Here is a 15,063-nt window from a genome sequence, read left to right as displayed (position 1 = left end):
GAATGTCTCCCTAGTCTTCGGTGCCTTCACCGAACAATTCGCCGCGCTCAGTGATAAAGACGATGGCAAAGGCCGCAAGCCCGGTCAGGGTCTGCCCGCCGATCAGAGGCAGGGCGGTGTCGTTATAGAGCTGGCCCAGCACCATGCCGATCAGGGCGCCGATCACGCCGGTGCCAAAACCGTAAATCGCGGAAGCGGTACCGGCGATATGGCCCACCGGCTCCATCGCCAGCGCGTTAAAATTGGCAGCGATCAGCCCCATCAGCATCATGGCGGCGGACAACAGCACCATGAAGGTCCAGATATTGTCCATTCCCGTCAGGATCAGGCCGGCATGGCTGGCGCTGATGATTGTGAAACCGATCAGCGCGGCCTGCGACAGGCGGCGCTGTCCATATTGCATGACCAGCCGCGAATTGACGAAATTCGTGATCGCCATGAAGCCCGCCATCACCGCGAAGGCCAGAGTCCAGCTGGTCCCGAGATCGAAATGCCGGGCCATCAGTTGTTCCGACATGTTCAACAGCGCATAGAGACCGCCGAAGAAGCAGGCACCGGCCAGCATGTAGCCTACCAGCGCTCGGTGCCGCAGGCATTCACGGAAACCGCCCAGCGTCCCCTTCACATCCAGCCGGCGGCGGTATTTCTCGTGCAGGGTTTCCGGAAGGCGATAGGCCAGCCAGATGCCAAGGCTTGATGCGGCGATCAGCAGCACCACGAAAATCCATCGCCAGGGCGCTACCAGCAAGACCAGCTGGCCCAGGCTGGGGGCCACGACCGGGACTGCCATGAACACCATCATGGCCATGGAAACGACCTGCGCCATGCGCCGTCCGGAGGTCAGGTCTCGCGCCACCGCCGTACCCACGACGCGGGCTGCCGCAATGGTCAGGCCTTGCAGGAAACGTCCCGCCAGCAGGACTTCGAAACTCCAGGCCGAAAGGCAGAAGACGGTGGCGAGGATATAGAGCGCCAGCGCGCCGAGAATGACCGGCTTGCGTCCCCAAGCATCGGATAACGGGCCATAGACCAGCTGGGCCAGGCCAAAACCAAACAGAAAGGCGGTGATGACCAATTGCTGGCTGTTGGGCCCGGCGACCTGCAAATCCGCACCGATGGCCGGCAGGGCCGGCAGCATCATGTCGATACTCAGGGCAACAATGCCGGTAGACAGGACCAGCAGCGTCACCAGCTGCCAGAAGCTCAGAAGCTGACGCTCTCCTGCATACTCAGTCTCTCTCATGGCCCCCTCTTTCAGGGACCTTGGTGCGCCTATCGCCAGAGGATGGCAAGGTGCGGTTGCACAGGAATTATTCTTCCGAGGGCATCGCGAATACGCCGGGTTCGAATTCGGGATTGATCTCGACGGACACAATACGCACCGTCTGCACGACCTCGCCGGTTCGCAGATCGACGGTTTCCTGCAGCATCGGGAACATCACGCCCTCGATCATCGTGAATTCCGAGCGGCGGGTCTCATGGAATTCCTGATCCGGATTGACGTCGGGGTGCAGGGCATATTCGCTGCGATCGCGCACCGGCAGGAAGGTTTCCGGATCCAGATAGAGCCGCTCCTCGAACCCGTCGGACATCAGGAAATCGAGCGTCGGATAGACGACACCATCAATCTCCGCCGGTTCACCCTCGGTGATGGTGTGGCCCAGCGCGGCATATTCGTGCGCACCGTAGAGATTGCCGTGAAGTCCGCGCAACAGGGCGAGCGTACCTTCCGGCGACGTCGCTTCGATCGACCCGTCAGCAAACATCTGCCAGCCGGCGCCATCGTCCAGTCCCTCCGAAAACACGCGATTCTCGCCGACATAGATATCGACGCGCATCGAATCGGGCCGTTCAGCCTGATAGACACCGCGGACATTGAAGGTGGGCTCGGTGATATCGAGTTCCAGCCGGATCGCGTTCACCGATTCCAGTGCGGCTTCGCCGCCCATCGCTGTCACATGACGATCCAGCAGGCTCGGCTCGTTGGAACAGGCCGCGAGGGTCAGACCCGCGAGGGCCAGGATTGACTGTTTCATGTTGAATACTCCCCAAATCGGGGAGCTGTCTGACGGAATTGACCTTGGCGTAAACTGACGGGCGGATTACAGATCAGACATTGAATTTAAAGTGCAGGACATCGCCATCCTTGACCACGTATTCCTTGCCTTCCTGGCGCAGCTTGCCGGCTTCGCGGGCCGCGGCTTCGCCACCCAGGGAGACATAATCATCATAGGCGATGGTCTCGGCGCGGATGAAACCCTTCTCGAAATCGCCGTGAATTACGCCAGCGCATTTCGGTGCGGTCCAGCCCTTGTGGAAGGTCCAGGCGCGGGCTTCTTTCGGTCCCGCCGTGAAATAGGTCTGAAGACCGAGTAGCGAATAACCGGTCTGGATCAGCCGGTCGAGACCAGGCTCTTCCAAGCCGATGGTTTCAAGATATTCCGCCCGTTCATCGTCTTCCAGCAGAGCCAGCTCACTCTCGATCTTGGCCGAAATGACGACGGCCTCCGCATCTTCCTGCTTTGCCCTGTCAATCACGCGCTGCGAGTATTCATTGCCTTCGGCCGCGCTCTCTTCATCGACATTGGCGATGAACAGGACCGGCTTGGACGTGAGGAGCTGGAGCTTCCTCCATTCCTTCTCGTCTTCCTTGTCGATGGTGGCAAAACGGGCCGGCTTGCCGGCCTGCAATTGCTCCAGCGCGATATCAACCAGTTTCAGGGCGGCCTTGGCGTCCTTGTCACCGGTCCTGGCCTTTTTCTCCAGATTGGAGCGGCGCTTTTCCAGGCTTTCCATGTCCGCCAGCATCAGCTCGGTCTCGACCGTTTCCAGATCCGCCAGCGGATCAATGCGCCCGTCGACATGGGTGATGTCGTCATCCTCGAAACAGCGCAGCACATAGGCGATCGCATCGGTCTCGCGGATATTGGCGAGGAATTGATTGCCCAGGCCTTCGCCCTTGGAGGCGCCGGCCACCAGACCGGCAATGTCGACGAAATTCATGCGCGCCGGGATGATTTCCTTCGACTCCGCGATGGCCGCGATTTTTGCCAGACGCGGCTCAGGCACGGCGACATCGCCAACATTCGGCTCGATCGTGCAGAAGGGGTAGTTCGCGGCCTGCGCGGCAGCGGTCTGTGTCAGCGCGTTGAAAAGCGTCGACTTTCCCACATTCGGCAGGCCGACAATGCCGCATTTGAAACCCATTATCCCTAGTCCTTGTCTGTCTGCCCCGGCGCAGGCGCCAGATGCGTTACCTTGGTCTGGAAAGCGTCGAACTCGCCCGCCGCAAGCAGCGGTACCGAGCGCGCAATTGCGTCCATCAGATCACCCGCCCAGCGCTGGTCGGCCTTGGGAATATCCGACAGCACATAGCCGGTCACGCGATTCTTGTCGCCGGGATGACCGATACCGATCCGGCCACGGCGGAAATCGCCTTCGACATGCGCCATGATGGATCGCAGGCCATTATTGCCGGCATGGCCGCCGCCGGTCTTCAGGCGGAACTTGCCGGGCGCCAGATCCAGCTCGTCATGGAAGACAACGATCTGGCTGGCCGGGATGTTGTAATAGCGCGCGGCTTCGCCCACGGCGCGGCCGCTCTCATTGTAATAGGTACCGGGTTTGAGGAGCAGAACCTTTTTCGGACCCTCGGGCGTATCGATTGTGCCATCACAGGCCGCGCCCTGGAATTTCGCCTTCCACGGGCCCAGCCGCCAGTCATCGGCGATTCTGTCGAGCGTCAGAAAGCCGATATTATGACGGTTATACCGGTACTTGCTGTCCGGATTGCCAAGGCCCGCAATGAGCAGCATGGAAAGCCCCCGTGCAATGCGGGGAGGCGAGGCCCCTACTAGTCTTCGGAGGCCTCGTCTTCGCCTTCTTCACCTTCGCCGGCTTCGGCTTCGGTGGCTTCACCCTCTTCGCCCTCGGCGGCTTCGTCTTCCTCTTCCTCGATCGCAGCGCGCGCGCCGGCAATCGTGGCAATGGTGAAGTCGCGGTCAGCGATGGTCGGGGTGACGTTTTCAGGCAGGGTCACATCGGAAATGTGTACCGAATCGCCGATCTCCATACCGGAGAGGTCGATTTCGATCGAGTCCGGAATCGAGCCGGCCGGGCAGGACAGTTCGATCGAGTGGCGCACGACGTTCAGTGCACCACCGCGCTTCAGGCCCGGTGCCTTGTCTTCGTTCAGGAAGTGAACCGTGACTTCAACGTCGATGACGGAGTCCTCGTCCACGCGGAACAGGTCGACATGCAGCGGGAAGTCGGTGACCGGGTCGAACTGGACGTCCTTCGGGATCACGGTCTGCTTCTCGCCCTTGTGCTCCAGCGTCACCATGTTCGACAGGAACTTGCCGGAATAGATGGCCTTGCGCAGGACATTTTCGCGAATGGCGATGGAAACCGGGCCCAGCTTGCCGCCATACAGCGTGCCGGGAACATAGCCGTCGCGGCGCGAAGCGCGGGCGGCACCGGTACCGGTGTTGTCGCGAACGTCGACGGGGAGAACGATGTCACTCATCGGTCTGATCCTTGAAACAAGAAAGGCCGCATCGGGCGGCCCATCGGGGCCATGCCCCTAGCCAGTTGAATTCGAGCCGCGGCGTATAGCCGATACATTCCGGGCGCGCAACCGCCTCAACAAAGGATTCGCAGACAGGAAAACCGTCTAGTCGAAGAGTTTCGACACAGACTCCTCATTGGCGATGCGCCGGATGGCTTCGCCCAGAAGCGGCGCGATGGAAATCTGGCGGATTTTCTTCGCTTTCAGCGCATCGTCGCTGACCGAAATGGAATCGGTGATTACCAGCTCGGACAGCTCCGAACTTTCAATCCGCTCCACCGCCTTGCCGGATAGCACGCCGTGCGTGACATAGGCGGCCACGCTGGTGGCGCCCTGTTCGCGCAGCTTTGCCGCAGCGTTGCAGAGCGTACCGCCCGAATCGCAGATATCGTCAAAGATGATGCAATCGCGGCCATCGACATCACCGATAATATTCATGACTTCGGACTGGCCGGGCTTGGGTCGGCGCTTGTCGACGATGGCAATATCAGCGCCCAGCCGGCTGGCCAGCGAGCGCGCGCGGACCACACCGCCAACGTCTGGTGACACGATCATCAGCGAGGAAGTGTCGTAATTGCGGGTCAGATCGTCCTCGAACACCGGCGTCACGAACAGATTGTCGGTCGGAATGTCGAAGAAGCCCTGGATCTGACCGGCATGCAGATCCAGCGTCAGCACGCGGTCGGCACCGGCCTCGGAGATCAGATTGGCCACCAGCTTCGCGGTAATCGGCGTGCGGCCACCGGTTTTCCGGTCCTGACGCGCATAACCGAAATAGGGAATGACGGCGGTGATCCGCTTGGCGCTGGCACGCTTCAGCGCGTCGATGCAGATCAGCAATTCCATGATGTAGTCATTCGCCGGCTTCGACGTCGACTGGATCAGGAAGATGTCCTCACCGCGAATATTCTCGGAAATGCGGACGAAAATCTCGCCATCCGCAAAGCGTTCGATATCGCAACCGGTCAGTGGCGCATCGATATGATCGCCGATGGCTTTTGCCAGCTTCTGGTTTGAAGTGCCCGAAACAAGCTTGAGAGGGGTCCGTCCAGCCATCGGATCGCCTTGTGTTTGCCGCGCCTGCGCGAGGCTCTAGCAAAAGGACCGGGAATAATGAACCGCTAAATCATCCGTTCGCGGTAAATCCCGGCGGAATCGGCATTCCCGGTGTGGAAAACGTCATAACCTTGAACAACTCGCCCATCTGGTCCGGTTCAGTCAGGCGCATGACCTGGCGGGCGATTTTCGTTTTCTGGTCCGGTGCCGACTGGATCAGCGCCGCTGCGCGCATCTCCAGTCCCAGTGATTTCAGCCACTCGCCCTGCGTGACAGGCCCGGCGAAATCGAGCCCGCCCTGGCGGGCAAACACGCCCAGCTGCTCGAAATCGACCCGGGCGGTCAGGTCGGCCGTGCCAGGGTCAGCCAGCGGATCGGCCTTCTGATGCTGGCGGATGGCCTGGAAGGTATCGCCCGGTTCGCTCTTGGCAGGACCGTAATCGATGAAAAGCGCCCGTCCGGGTTGTTCGGCGAAGCGCCGGGAGAGCTGATCCATCACCTGCTGGTCGCCGGGGCGCAATTCCACCAGCGTGCCGTCCGGGGCATCCATCAGCGGGGCGGGCACCAGCTCTGCCTCCACGCCCAGGCGCGGGCCCATGACGAATGCGAACCCGCCATCCTCATTGAGATTGATCAGACGCTCATGCCAGTGACCGTCCTGTTTCACCGCCTGGCGTACGGGCAGGCAGTCGAGGAATTCATTGCCGAGAATAATAGCCGGCCCGGCGGGCACATTTTCCAGCCGGTCGGCCCACATTGCCTGCACGCCCATCGGCGTGAGCGTGCGGCCCTGCACCATTTTCAGTGCGGCACTGGCTTCGATCAGCGTGATCTGCGCGGCATCCAGAAAACCCGGAACCGCCCGGCCCGCGCGGATAATGTCCGACATCATCTGGCCGGTCCCCGGTCCCAGCTCGACCAGCTGGAAGCGGGACGGCCGGCCCATATCCATCCAGACCTGCGCACACCACAGGCCGATCAGCTCTCCAAACATCTGGCTGACCGACGGGGCGGTGATGAAATCCTCACCCGCGCCGATCGGGTTCTTGGTGGCGTAATAGCCTTCCAGCGGATCGAACATCGCCTCCGTCATGAAGGCGGCCACCGAGATCGGTCCGCCATTGCGGATCCGCTCGGCGATTTTCGCCGCAATCCCCGTGGACATCAGGCTGCGGGCTTCTTCGCCGGGGCCGGCGCCGGCGCCGCCTTCAGCGCGCGATGGATCAGCCAGGCGCCGGCAAAGATCATCGGGATGGACAGGATCATGCCCATCGTGATGTAGCCGCGCAGGGCTTCGGGCATGTGCGCATCCGGCTCGCGAACGGTTTCCAGCACCGCCCGCGACAGGCCGTAGATCACGAGGAAAAGGCCCGTATTGAGGCCCGGCCGCGACAGGGAGCGGTGCTTCCAGGTGGCAAAATTGACGATGACAAAGATCAGCACGCCTTCCAGCGCCGCTTCATAGAGCTGGCTGGGATGGCGCAGGGCGCACAAGCGGTCACCCGCAAAGCGCATCGCCCAGGGCACGTCGCTGACGCGGCCCCAGAGCTCACCATTGATGAAGTTGGCCAGCCGGCCGAAGAACAGGCCGATCGGCGCGACAACGGCCGCCGCGTCGGCAATCCGCCACAAATCCAGCTGGCGTGCGCGGGCGACGAAGAAGATGGCGATACCGACACCGATCAGCCCGCCATGGAAGGCCATCCCGCCTTCCTGGAAGCCGGTGATGATCCATAGCGGATTGGTCCAGATCACCTCGGTATTATAGAACAGAACATAGCCCAGACGGCCGCCACCAATGACGCCGATTGTCGCCCACAGCAGGAGATCATCGACATCTTCGACCGTGAAAGGCGAGCCCTTGGGCTTGCCATCGCGCGGCACCCATAATTGCGGACGGCGTGCCAGCACCAGCATGTAGCGCCATCCCAGCAGCAGGCCGGCAATATAGGCCAGCGCATACCAGCGGATATCGAAGCCCCAGCCCTCGCGGATGAAATCCAGCGGGATCCGGAACAGAACCGAGTCCAGGAGCTGGAAGGTCGATTGACAAGCTTCGATCATGGATTGTCCTGCGCTGGGCTGTCACATTGCATCTGAGCGCCTGAAATCGCATATACCGGAGCGTAAGGAAAGAAGGCCAAGGCATGCAGACCCGTAATCCCCTCCTGAATGACATCGCCGATCTGATGACGGACGCTTTCGCTGCGGCGCAGGCTGCTGGCGAGGAAGCGCAGGCGGTTTTCCGCGCGCGCGCCGACAAGATGGCGGCCAATATGGACTTCGTCAGCCGCGAGGAATTCGAGGCGGTGAAGGCCGTCGCCCAGGCTGCACGCGAGGAAAACGAGGCCCTGAAGGCCCGCATCGAGGCTCTGGAAAAGACAGCCAGGAAGCCCGCCGCACCGGCAAAGAAGCCGGCAGCGCGGAAATCCACGGCTAAAAAGCCGGCCAGCCGGGCAAAGAAGAACTAATCCACGGATAGCCACCGTTCAGCCTATTGCGCGGGTGGAATTTCCACCCTTAGGCTTTTCACTGTCTGCTGCACGATTCGTTTGAAAGCGGGTCGCAACGGGCATTGGGGGCAGCCGGCGCGAAGAGGAAAGACAGCGCATGGAACTTGCGACAGAAAACACCAGCATCGAGATCGATCCGCTTGACGCCGTCGAGCAGGCGGTGATCGCCGAGCAATTGCCCTATGAACGCGACGAATCCGGTGAGCTGCACATGTCCGCGCCGGGAGCCTGGCGCGATCACCAGATCTGGTTTGCCTGGCGGCCCGATCACGATGCCATCCATATCTGCGCCAGCCTCGAGTTGAAGGCGCCGCGGGCCCGTTTCCGCGAGGTCTGCGAACTGGCCACCCGCCTCAATGAAAAGCTCTGGTACGGGCATTTCGACGTCTGGGAAGAAGATGGCGGTGTCGTCTGGCGCCATGGCGTCCCGGTTCCTCCGGGCGAATCCCTGTCTCCGGCACAGGCCGCCATGTTGATCTCGGCGGCTCGCGAAGCGGGCGAACGCTTCTATCCGGCTTTCCAATTCCTTGTCTGGGGCGGAAAGACGGTCGAGGAAGCGGCTCAGTCAGCCATGTTTGAAACCATTGGCGAGGCCTGACGCTTGGCAAAGGATGACCGCATAGCGCTGATCGGTGCGGGACGCATGGGCGGCGCGCTGGCCACGGGCTGGTTTCGCGGCAAGGGCAAGATTGATCCGGAAAACCTGATTGTGTGTGCTCCGCGCCTGCCGGCGGACATGTCGGCCCTGGTCCGCGAGCATGGCATCAAGCGCATTGACGCGCTGGGCCCGCGCACCGGCAAGGATGTGAAAATCGCCCTGATTGCCGTCAAGCCGCAAGTGTTTCACGAGATCGCCGAGGATCTGGCTGCCGCCCTGCCGGAAGACTGTCTTGTCATCTCGGTCATGGCCGGGATCAATATCCGCGCCCTGACCGATGTGCTGGGCGAGCGGCCTGTTATCCGCGCCATGCCCAACACCCCCACCTCGATCGGCAAGGGCATGATCGTCTGCGCCGGCAATGCGGCAGGCGAAGCCCTGCGTGCCGATGCCGACCGCTTGTTGAAGGTCGGTGGCAAGGTGGAATGGATCGATGATGAGCGTCTGATGGGCGCCGTGACCGGCGTATCCGGTTCCGGTCCGGCCTATTTCTTCCTGCTGGCGGAATCACTCGCCGGGGCAGGGGAATCACTCGGCCTGCCGCGCGAACTGGCAGAAAAACTGGCGGCTGAAACCCTGATCGGGGCGGGCGAGCTGATGAAGGCGTCCGGCCTGACACCGCAGGAATTGCGCCGCCAGGTCACCTCGCCCAATGGCACCACACAGGCCGCGCTGGATGTGATGATGGGCGGCTCCGCCCTGCCGGAACTGATGCGCCATGCCGTTGCCGCTGCCGAGCGCCGCTCCCGTCAGCTGGGCGAAAGTAACCGCTAACCCCCCTGCGACACATCCCGGCCACGGCGCATCAGATGCTCGCCGGAATCCATCAGGATCGTCTCCCCCGTCATCGCCGGGCTGGCGAGGATGAAGCGCATCGTGCGGACAATGTCCTCGGGCGATGTGCCGCCCTGCATCGGATTGTCCGTATGCCAGCGCGCGAATTCCTCATCGCTCATGCCGGGCGCCGGCAGGGTCAGGCCCGGCGCAATCGCATTGACGCGGACCCGCGGCGCAAACTGCATGGCCATGGTTTCCGTGGCGGTGTGAAGCCCGGCCTTGGCCAGCGTATAGCTGAAATGATCCGGGTTCAGATTAAACAGCTTCTGGTCCAGAAGATTGATCACATTGCCGGAATTGCGTGTCGTGTGACGCTCCGCAATCACCGAGGCCAGCAGGGCCGGGGCGACCAGATTGATATTCAGGATGCGCTGCATGTCTGCCGAATCCAGCCTGTCGGCACTGTCGTAATCGAACACCGAAGCGGAATTGATCAGCACATCAATCTGGCCCAGTCCGCGCACCAGAGTGGCCAGCGTGTCCACCGCGGCCAGGTCAAACTGCACGGCTTCGGCATTGCCGCCAAAGCTGCGGATCTGTTCGACAATTCGGCCCGCCTCGGCCGCGGATTGATTGAAATGGACCCAGACCTTGTAACCATCCTCGGCCAGCGCCAGAGCCATGGCTGCGCCCAGGCGCTTGCCAGCACCGGTCACCAAAGCGATTTTAGAGCCCATGAAAGCCTCCCGGCCCGAACGTCCCCCGACCGTCGCGGAAGATGCGGCAGCGCCTCCCGTGGAGGGCACAACCGGTCTGTCCGGACCCGAGATCATTGCATCTTACGTCAAGCAGCTGCCAGCGAAACCCGGCGTCTACCGCATGTACGGGCAAGATGGCGATATCCTGTATGTCGGCAAGGCCAAGAGCCTGAAAAACCGCGTCTCGAACTATGCCAAGGGCGGCGGGCACAATAACCGCATTGCCATGATGATCGCGCTGACGCGCTCGATGGAATTCGTGGTCACCGAGACCGAGACCGAAGCGCTGCTGCTTGAAGCCAATCTGATCAAGCGCCTGAAGCCGCGTTACAATGTGCTGCTGCGCGACGACAAATCCTTTCCCTACATTCTGATCGGCACCGATCACGACGCGCCACAGATCCGCAAGCATCGCGGTGCGCGCAAGGCGAAAGGGATGTATTTCGGCCCGTTCGCCAGCGCCGGGGCGGTAAACGCCACGCTCAACACGCTGCAGAAGGCCTTTCTTCTGCGCACCTGCACCGACAGTGTCTATGACGGGCGCACCCGTCCCTGCATGCTTTATCAGATCAAGCGCTGCGCCGGCCCGTGCGTCGGTCTGGTGTCGAAAGAGGATTATCAGGAACTGGTCGACGAGGCCGAGGCCTTCCTGCGGGGCAGGTCGAACGCGCTGCGCGAGGAATTGAGCCGCCAGATGGGTGAAGCCTCCGAGGCACTGGACTTCGAGCTGGCCGCCCGCCTGCGTGACCGGATCCGCGCCATTGCCGCCGTCACCACCGATCAGGGCATCAATCCCGACGGGGTGGAAGAAGCCGATATCGTGGCGCTGGCCCAGGAAGGCGGGAAATCCTGCGTGCAGGTCTTCTTCTACCGGGCAGGCCAGAATTGGGGAAACCAGTCCTTCTTCCCGCGCCATGAAGCAGATGCCGAGCCGGCTGAAATTCTCTCCGCCTTTCTCGCGCAATTCTATGATGACCGGCCGGCACCGGCCCTGATCATGACCTCGCACCCCATCGAGGAAGCGGAACTGATCGGCGAAGCCCTGACCCTGCGGGCCTCGCGGAAAGTCACCATCATGACCCCGCAGCGCGGCGAGAAGCGAAAGCTGGTGGAACGTACGGCCACCAATGCGCGCGAGGCGCTGGGCCGCCGCCTCTCGGAAAGCGCCACCCAGGGCCGGCTGCTGGCCGGTGTCGCGAAAGTCTTCAATCTGGATGAGCCGCCCCAACGCATCGAGGTCTATGACAACTCCCATATCCAGGGCTCGAACGCGCTGGGCGCGATGATCGTCGCCGGGCCTGAGGGTTTCTCCAAAACCCATTACCGCCGCTTCAACATGAAGGGCGATGATGCCGCCACGAATGATGATTTCGCCATGATGGCCGCCATGCTGCGACGGCGTTTCTCGCGCCTGCTGAAGGAAAGCGAGGAGGGCGCCCCCGTGCCGGATCTGGTCCTGATCGATGGTGGCAAGGGCCAGCTCTCGGCCGCTCTGGAGGTGATGGAAGAACTCGGCGTCACCGAAATCCCCATCGCCGCCATCGCCAAGGGGCCGGAGCGCGATGCTGGCCGGGAGGCCTTCTACATGCCCGGCAAGCCGCCCTTCAAACTGCCGATGAATGATCCCGTGCTTTACTATCTCCAGCGCCTGCGTGACGAGGCGCACCGCTTTGCCATTGGCGGTCACCGGGCCAAACGCCAGAAGGCGCTGCGGGAAAACCCGCTTGATTCCATTCCCGGCATCGGGCCCTCTCGCAAGAAGGCACTGCTGGCGCATTTCGGCTCGGCTAAGGCCGTCGAACGCGCGGCTCTGGCCGATCTTGAAGCCGTGGAGGGCGTGTCTGCCGCCATGGCCAAACGCATTCACGACTGGTTCCAGCAATGATCTTCACGATTCCCACAATCCTCACCGCCTTCCGCCTTGTGGCCGGCCCGCTGGGCGCTTTCCTGCTCTGGAAAGGCCTGACCGCGCAAACCGACGCCGCGCTGATCAACTGGTGGAGCTATGCGCTGGCGTTTTTCCTTGCCGGTGCGGCGACGGACTTCCTCGATGGCTGGCTGGCGCGCCGAATGGATCAGGTGACAGCCTTTGGTGCCCTGCTTGATCCGATCGCGGACAAGGTTTTCATCGGCGCCTTTCTGATCGTCTTTGGCATCTGGTCGGGCCTGTGGATGGTCTCTGCGCCGGTGGCGGCCATCATCGCCCGAGATGTAATGATCACCTGGATGCGGCTGTCCAGGCTGGGCCAGGAGGCCAATCCGGTTCCGGTCAGCTTCGCCGCCAAGGTGAAAACCGCTGCCGAGATGGGCGTTATCGCCTGGTTCTTCGCGCTGATTGTCCTGGCCCGGATCGGTGGCGACTGGGCCTATATCGTCTGGATCGCGATGATCTGGGTGACGGCTGCGCTCAGCCTCTATACCGGCCTTCAATACGTCCTCGCCCAGCGAAAGACTTCGTCAGGATAAGTGATCCGCCAAATTCGTGCTAAACGGCTTATATGCCGCCGCATTTTGCGGTGAGGAGCACCATGACCGAATTGACTGACACGCACATTCTGGTCGTCGATGACGACGATCGCATTCGCGAGCTGATCAAGCGTTTCCTCGCCCAGCGCGGCTTTCGCATTACCACCGCAGCCGATGCGTCGCGGGCGCAGGCCAAAATGCGCTCCATGGATTTCGACCTGATCGTGCTGGATGTGATGATGCCGGGCATGGACGGGTTCGAGCTGACCGGAAAGGTTCGGGAGAACCGCGAAACACCGATTCTGCTGCTGACCGCCCGCGGCGAGGCCGAGGATCGCATCAGGGGATTGTCGCTGGGCGCGGATGACTACCTCTCCAAGCCGTTCGAGCCGGAAGAACTGGTCCTGCGGATCAACAATATATTGCGGCGCGCCCGCCCGGCCGGGACCGAGCACAAGAAGGTGCGTTTCGGCCGTTTCCAGTTCGATATTTCCAACGGTTCGCTGATCGAGAATGGCGCGCCGGTACGCCTGACCGGCGGTGAGGAAACCCTGCTGAAAGCGCTCGCCCGCGAGGTCGGCCAGACCGTTTCGCGCTATGATCTGTGCGAGCTGACCGGAGGAGGAGAACGCGCGGTAGACGTGCAGATGACGCGGCTTCGCCGCAAGCTGGAAGCCGATCCGCGCCAGCCGGTTCATTTACAGACCATCCGCGGTGAGGGATACAAGCTGATCGCCGACGCGATTTTCGAGGATCAGGGCTGAGCGCGCATTGGGACCGTTGAAACGATATCTGCCGAAGAGCCTGTTTGGCCGGTCCCTCCTGATTTTCGTTGTTCCCGTGGCGGTCATGCAGGGGCTGATCGCCTGGGCTTTCTTCGAACAGCACTGGGAAACCGTCACCAGCCGCCTGTCGGAAGGCGTGGCCGGTGATGTCGCCATCATGACCGAACTGTTTGAATCGGTCGGTGGCAACGAGACCGCCTTCGAACCGCTGGCCGATGCGGCCTATCGCAACATGCAGCTCTCGGTGGATTTCCGCGAAGGCGAGCTGTTGCCAACCTCGCGGCGATCCTCCTTTTTCCGGACGCTGGACCGGACGCTACGACGCTCGCTGACGGCGGCGATGGATAACGAGGTCTGGTTCGATACCACCCGCTATCCCGCCTATGTCGATATCCGTGTCCAGACGGATAATGGCGTTCTGCGCTTCATTGCCGTGCGCGAGCGCGTCTTTGCCACGACCGGGCATATCTTCCTGTTATGGCTGTTTGGCGCGACGGCGGTGCTCAGCCTGGTGTCGGTGATCTTCATCCGCAATCAGGTCAAGCCGATCCGCCGCCTGGCCGATGCCGCCAAGCAGTTCGGCCGCGGCGAGGATGCCGGGGATTTCAAGCCGGCCGGCGCCCGCGAGGTGCGCGAGGCGGCGCATGCCTTCATCGATATGCGCCAGCGCATCAGTCGTCACCTGGAGCAGCGGACATCCATGTTGGCCGGCGTCAGTCATGATCTGCGGACACCGCTGACACGGTTGAAGTTGCAGCTGGCCCTGCTGCCGGAAAGCGAGGAACGCGAGGAAGCGATCCGCGATTTGTCCGAGATGGAACACATGCTGGAGGAATATCTCGCCTTCGCCCGCGGCCAGGTGAATGAAGAAACGGTCGAGGCCGATGTCTCCGCGATCGTGGCAGAAACCGTTGAAGCGGCAAGGCGCGCCGATCCGGACATTGCCCTGACGGCCGATGAAGGCCTGTTGGCGAATGTCCGCCCCGGCGTGCTGAAGCGCGGGATCGCCAATCTGATCAGCAATGCCTGCGCTTACGGAAACACCTGTGAGGTGTCGGTCCGCCGTGGTGTGCGGCGGTTGGAGATCATCGTGGATGATGATGGGCCGGGCATACCCGAGGATCAGCGCGAGGAGGCTTTCAAGCCTTTTGCCCGGCTGGACGAGGCCCGCAATATGAACCGCGAAGGCGTCGGGCTCGGCCTGGCGATTGCCCGCGATGTGGCCCGTGGTCATGGCGGCGAGGTGGATCTGTCCGACAGTCCGCTGGGCGGACTGCGCGCCATCATGCGCCTGCCTCTGGCTTGATGCGCAACAACGAAAACCCTCGTCATCCTCCGGTTTAACCGGAGGGTGACGCGTGTTTTGAACTGCAAATATTTCACGAACAGACGCCTGACAAAGCGCGACTGCGCGCCCGATTCTTTCATTGTTCCCGCTCCGCCCGGCGCGGTGATTGTGATGAAGGGAAGCGTTGGCGCCGGT

16 protein-coding genes are annotated in these 15,063 nt (G+C 61.9%); 7 read left to right on the top strand and 9 right to left on the bottom strand.

Going from position 1 to position 15,063, the window contains the following annotated elements; all coding sequences use genetic code 11:
• Positions 1–10: 10 nt before the first annotated feature.
• From V0U79_RS08700 to lgt, 8 genes are all read right to left on the bottom strand, one after another.
• Entirely contained in the window at positions 11–1,243 is a 1,233-nt protein-coding gene (locus V0U79_RS08700; protein ID WP_330199107.1) for a multidrug effflux MFS transporter, read from the bottom strand.
• Positions 1,244–1,310: 67 nt separating this feature from the next.
• Positions 1,311–2,036, bottom strand: a complete 726-nt coding sequence (locus V0U79_RS08695; RefSeq protein ID WP_330199106.1) for a LolA-like protein — start codon at positions 2,034–2,036, stop codon at positions 1,311–1,313.
• Positions 2,037–2,109: 73 nt separating this feature from the next.
• Entirely contained in the window at positions 2,110–3,207 is a 1,098-nt protein-coding gene (gene ychF / locus V0U79_RS08690) for a redox-regulated ATPase YchF (protein WP_330199105.1), read from the bottom strand.
• 5 nt (positions 3,208–3,212) lie between these two features.
• Positions 3,213–3,815, bottom strand: coding sequence for an aminoacyl-tRNA hydrolase (pth, locus tag V0U79_RS08685; protein WP_330199104.1), 603 nt, complete (start codon positions 3,813–3,815; stop codon positions 3,213–3,215).
• A gap of 38 nt (positions 3,816–3,853) precedes the next feature.
• The gene (locus V0U79_RS08680) at positions 3,854–4,525 is read right to left on the bottom strand and encodes a 50S ribosomal protein L25/general stress protein Ctc (RefSeq protein WP_330199103.1); all 672 of its coding nucleotides are present in this window, start codon (positions 4,523–4,525) and stop codon (positions 3,854–3,856) included.
• A 147-nt stretch (positions 4,526–4,672) separates the two neighbouring features.
• Complete coding sequence (locus V0U79_RS08675) at positions 4,673–5,623, bottom strand: ribose-phosphate pyrophosphokinase (RefSeq protein WP_330199102.1); 951 nt, start codon at positions 5,621–5,623, stop codon at positions 4,673–4,675.
• A 70-nt stretch (positions 5,624–5,693) separates the two neighbouring features.
• Entirely contained in the window at positions 5,694–6,788 is a 1,095-nt protein-coding gene (locus V0U79_RS08670; protein ID WP_330199101.1) for a class I SAM-dependent methyltransferase, read from the bottom strand.
• Entirely contained in the window at positions 6,788–7,687 is a 900-nt protein-coding gene (gene lgt / locus V0U79_RS08665; RefSeq protein ID WP_330199100.1) for a prolipoprotein diacylglyceryl transferase, read from the bottom strand. Before lgt ends, V0U79_RS08670 begins: the two co-directional genes overlap by 1 nt.
• An 83-nt stretch (positions 7,688–7,770) precedes the next feature.
• On the opposite strand from lgt, the gene V0U79_RS08660 reads away from it, so the two are divergent.
• The 3 genes from V0U79_RS08660 to proC all read left to right on the top strand — a co-directional run bounded on the left by V0U79_RS08660 (position 7,771) and on the right by proC (position 9,568).
• The gene (locus V0U79_RS08660; RefSeq protein ID WP_330199099.1) at positions 7,771–8,094 is read left to right on the top strand and encodes an accessory factor UbiK family protein; all 324 of its coding nucleotides are present in this window, start codon (positions 7,771–7,773) and stop codon (positions 8,092–8,094) included.
• Between the two features lie 139 nt (positions 8,095–8,233).
• Positions 8,234–8,734: a type III secretion system chaperone family protein gene (locus tag V0U79_RS08655; RefSeq protein ID WP_330199098.1), complete on the top strand. Its 501-nt coding sequence runs from the start codon at positions 8,234–8,236 to the stop codon at positions 8,732–8,734.
• Between the two features lie 3 nt (positions 8,735–8,737).
• Positions 8,738–9,568 (top strand): pyrroline-5-carboxylate reductase, encoded by an 831-nt coding sequence (gene proC, locus V0U79_RS08650; RefSeq protein ID WP_330199097.1) that lies wholly within the window; start codon positions 8,738–8,740, stop codon positions 9,566–9,568.
• Here proC and V0U79_RS08645 read toward each other — a convergent pair.
• Positions 9,565–10,308 (bottom strand): SDR family NAD(P)-dependent oxidoreductase, encoded by a 744-nt coding sequence (locus V0U79_RS08645; protein ID WP_330199096.1) that lies wholly within the window; start codon positions 10,306–10,308, stop codon positions 9,565–9,567. The genes proC and V0U79_RS08645 overlap by 4 nt on opposite strands.
• Here V0U79_RS08645 and uvrC point away from each other — a divergent pair.
• From uvrC to V0U79_RS08625, 4 genes are all read left to right on the top strand, one after another.
• A complete protein-coding gene (gene uvrC, locus V0U79_RS08640) occupies positions 10,307–12,214 on the top strand; it encodes an excinuclease ABC subunit UvrC (RefSeq protein WP_330199095.1) in 1,908 nt (635 codons plus the stop codon). The genes V0U79_RS08645 and uvrC overlap by 2 nt on opposite strands.
• Positions 12,211–12,795 (top strand): CDP-alcohol phosphatidyltransferase family protein, encoded by a 585-nt coding sequence (locus V0U79_RS08635; protein WP_330199094.1) that lies wholly within the window; start codon positions 12,211–12,213, stop codon positions 12,793–12,795. Before uvrC ends, V0U79_RS08635 begins: the two co-directional genes overlap by 4 nt.
• A 62-nt stretch (positions 12,796–12,857) precedes the next feature.
• On the top strand, positions 12,858–13,559 hold the full coding sequence (locus tag V0U79_RS08630) for a response regulator (RefSeq protein ID WP_330199093.1): 702 nt from the start codon (positions 12,858–12,860) through the stop codon (positions 13,557–13,559).
• Positions 13,560–13,566: 7 nt separating this feature from the next.
• Complete coding sequence (locus V0U79_RS08625) at positions 13,567–14,886, top strand: ATP-binding protein (protein ID WP_373696455.1); 1,320 nt, start codon at positions 13,567–13,569, stop codon at positions 14,884–14,886.
• Positions 14,887–15,063 lie beyond the last annotated feature (177 nt).

This window comes from Hyphobacterium lacteum (assembly GCF_036330345.1).
GTDB classification, from domain to species: Bacteria; Pseudomonadota; Alphaproteobacteria; order Caulobacterales; family Maricaulaceae; genus Hyphobacterium; species Hyphobacterium lacteum.
Note: the sequence above shows the minus strand (reverse complement) of the source record. Positions and strands in the feature narration are given on the sequence as shown.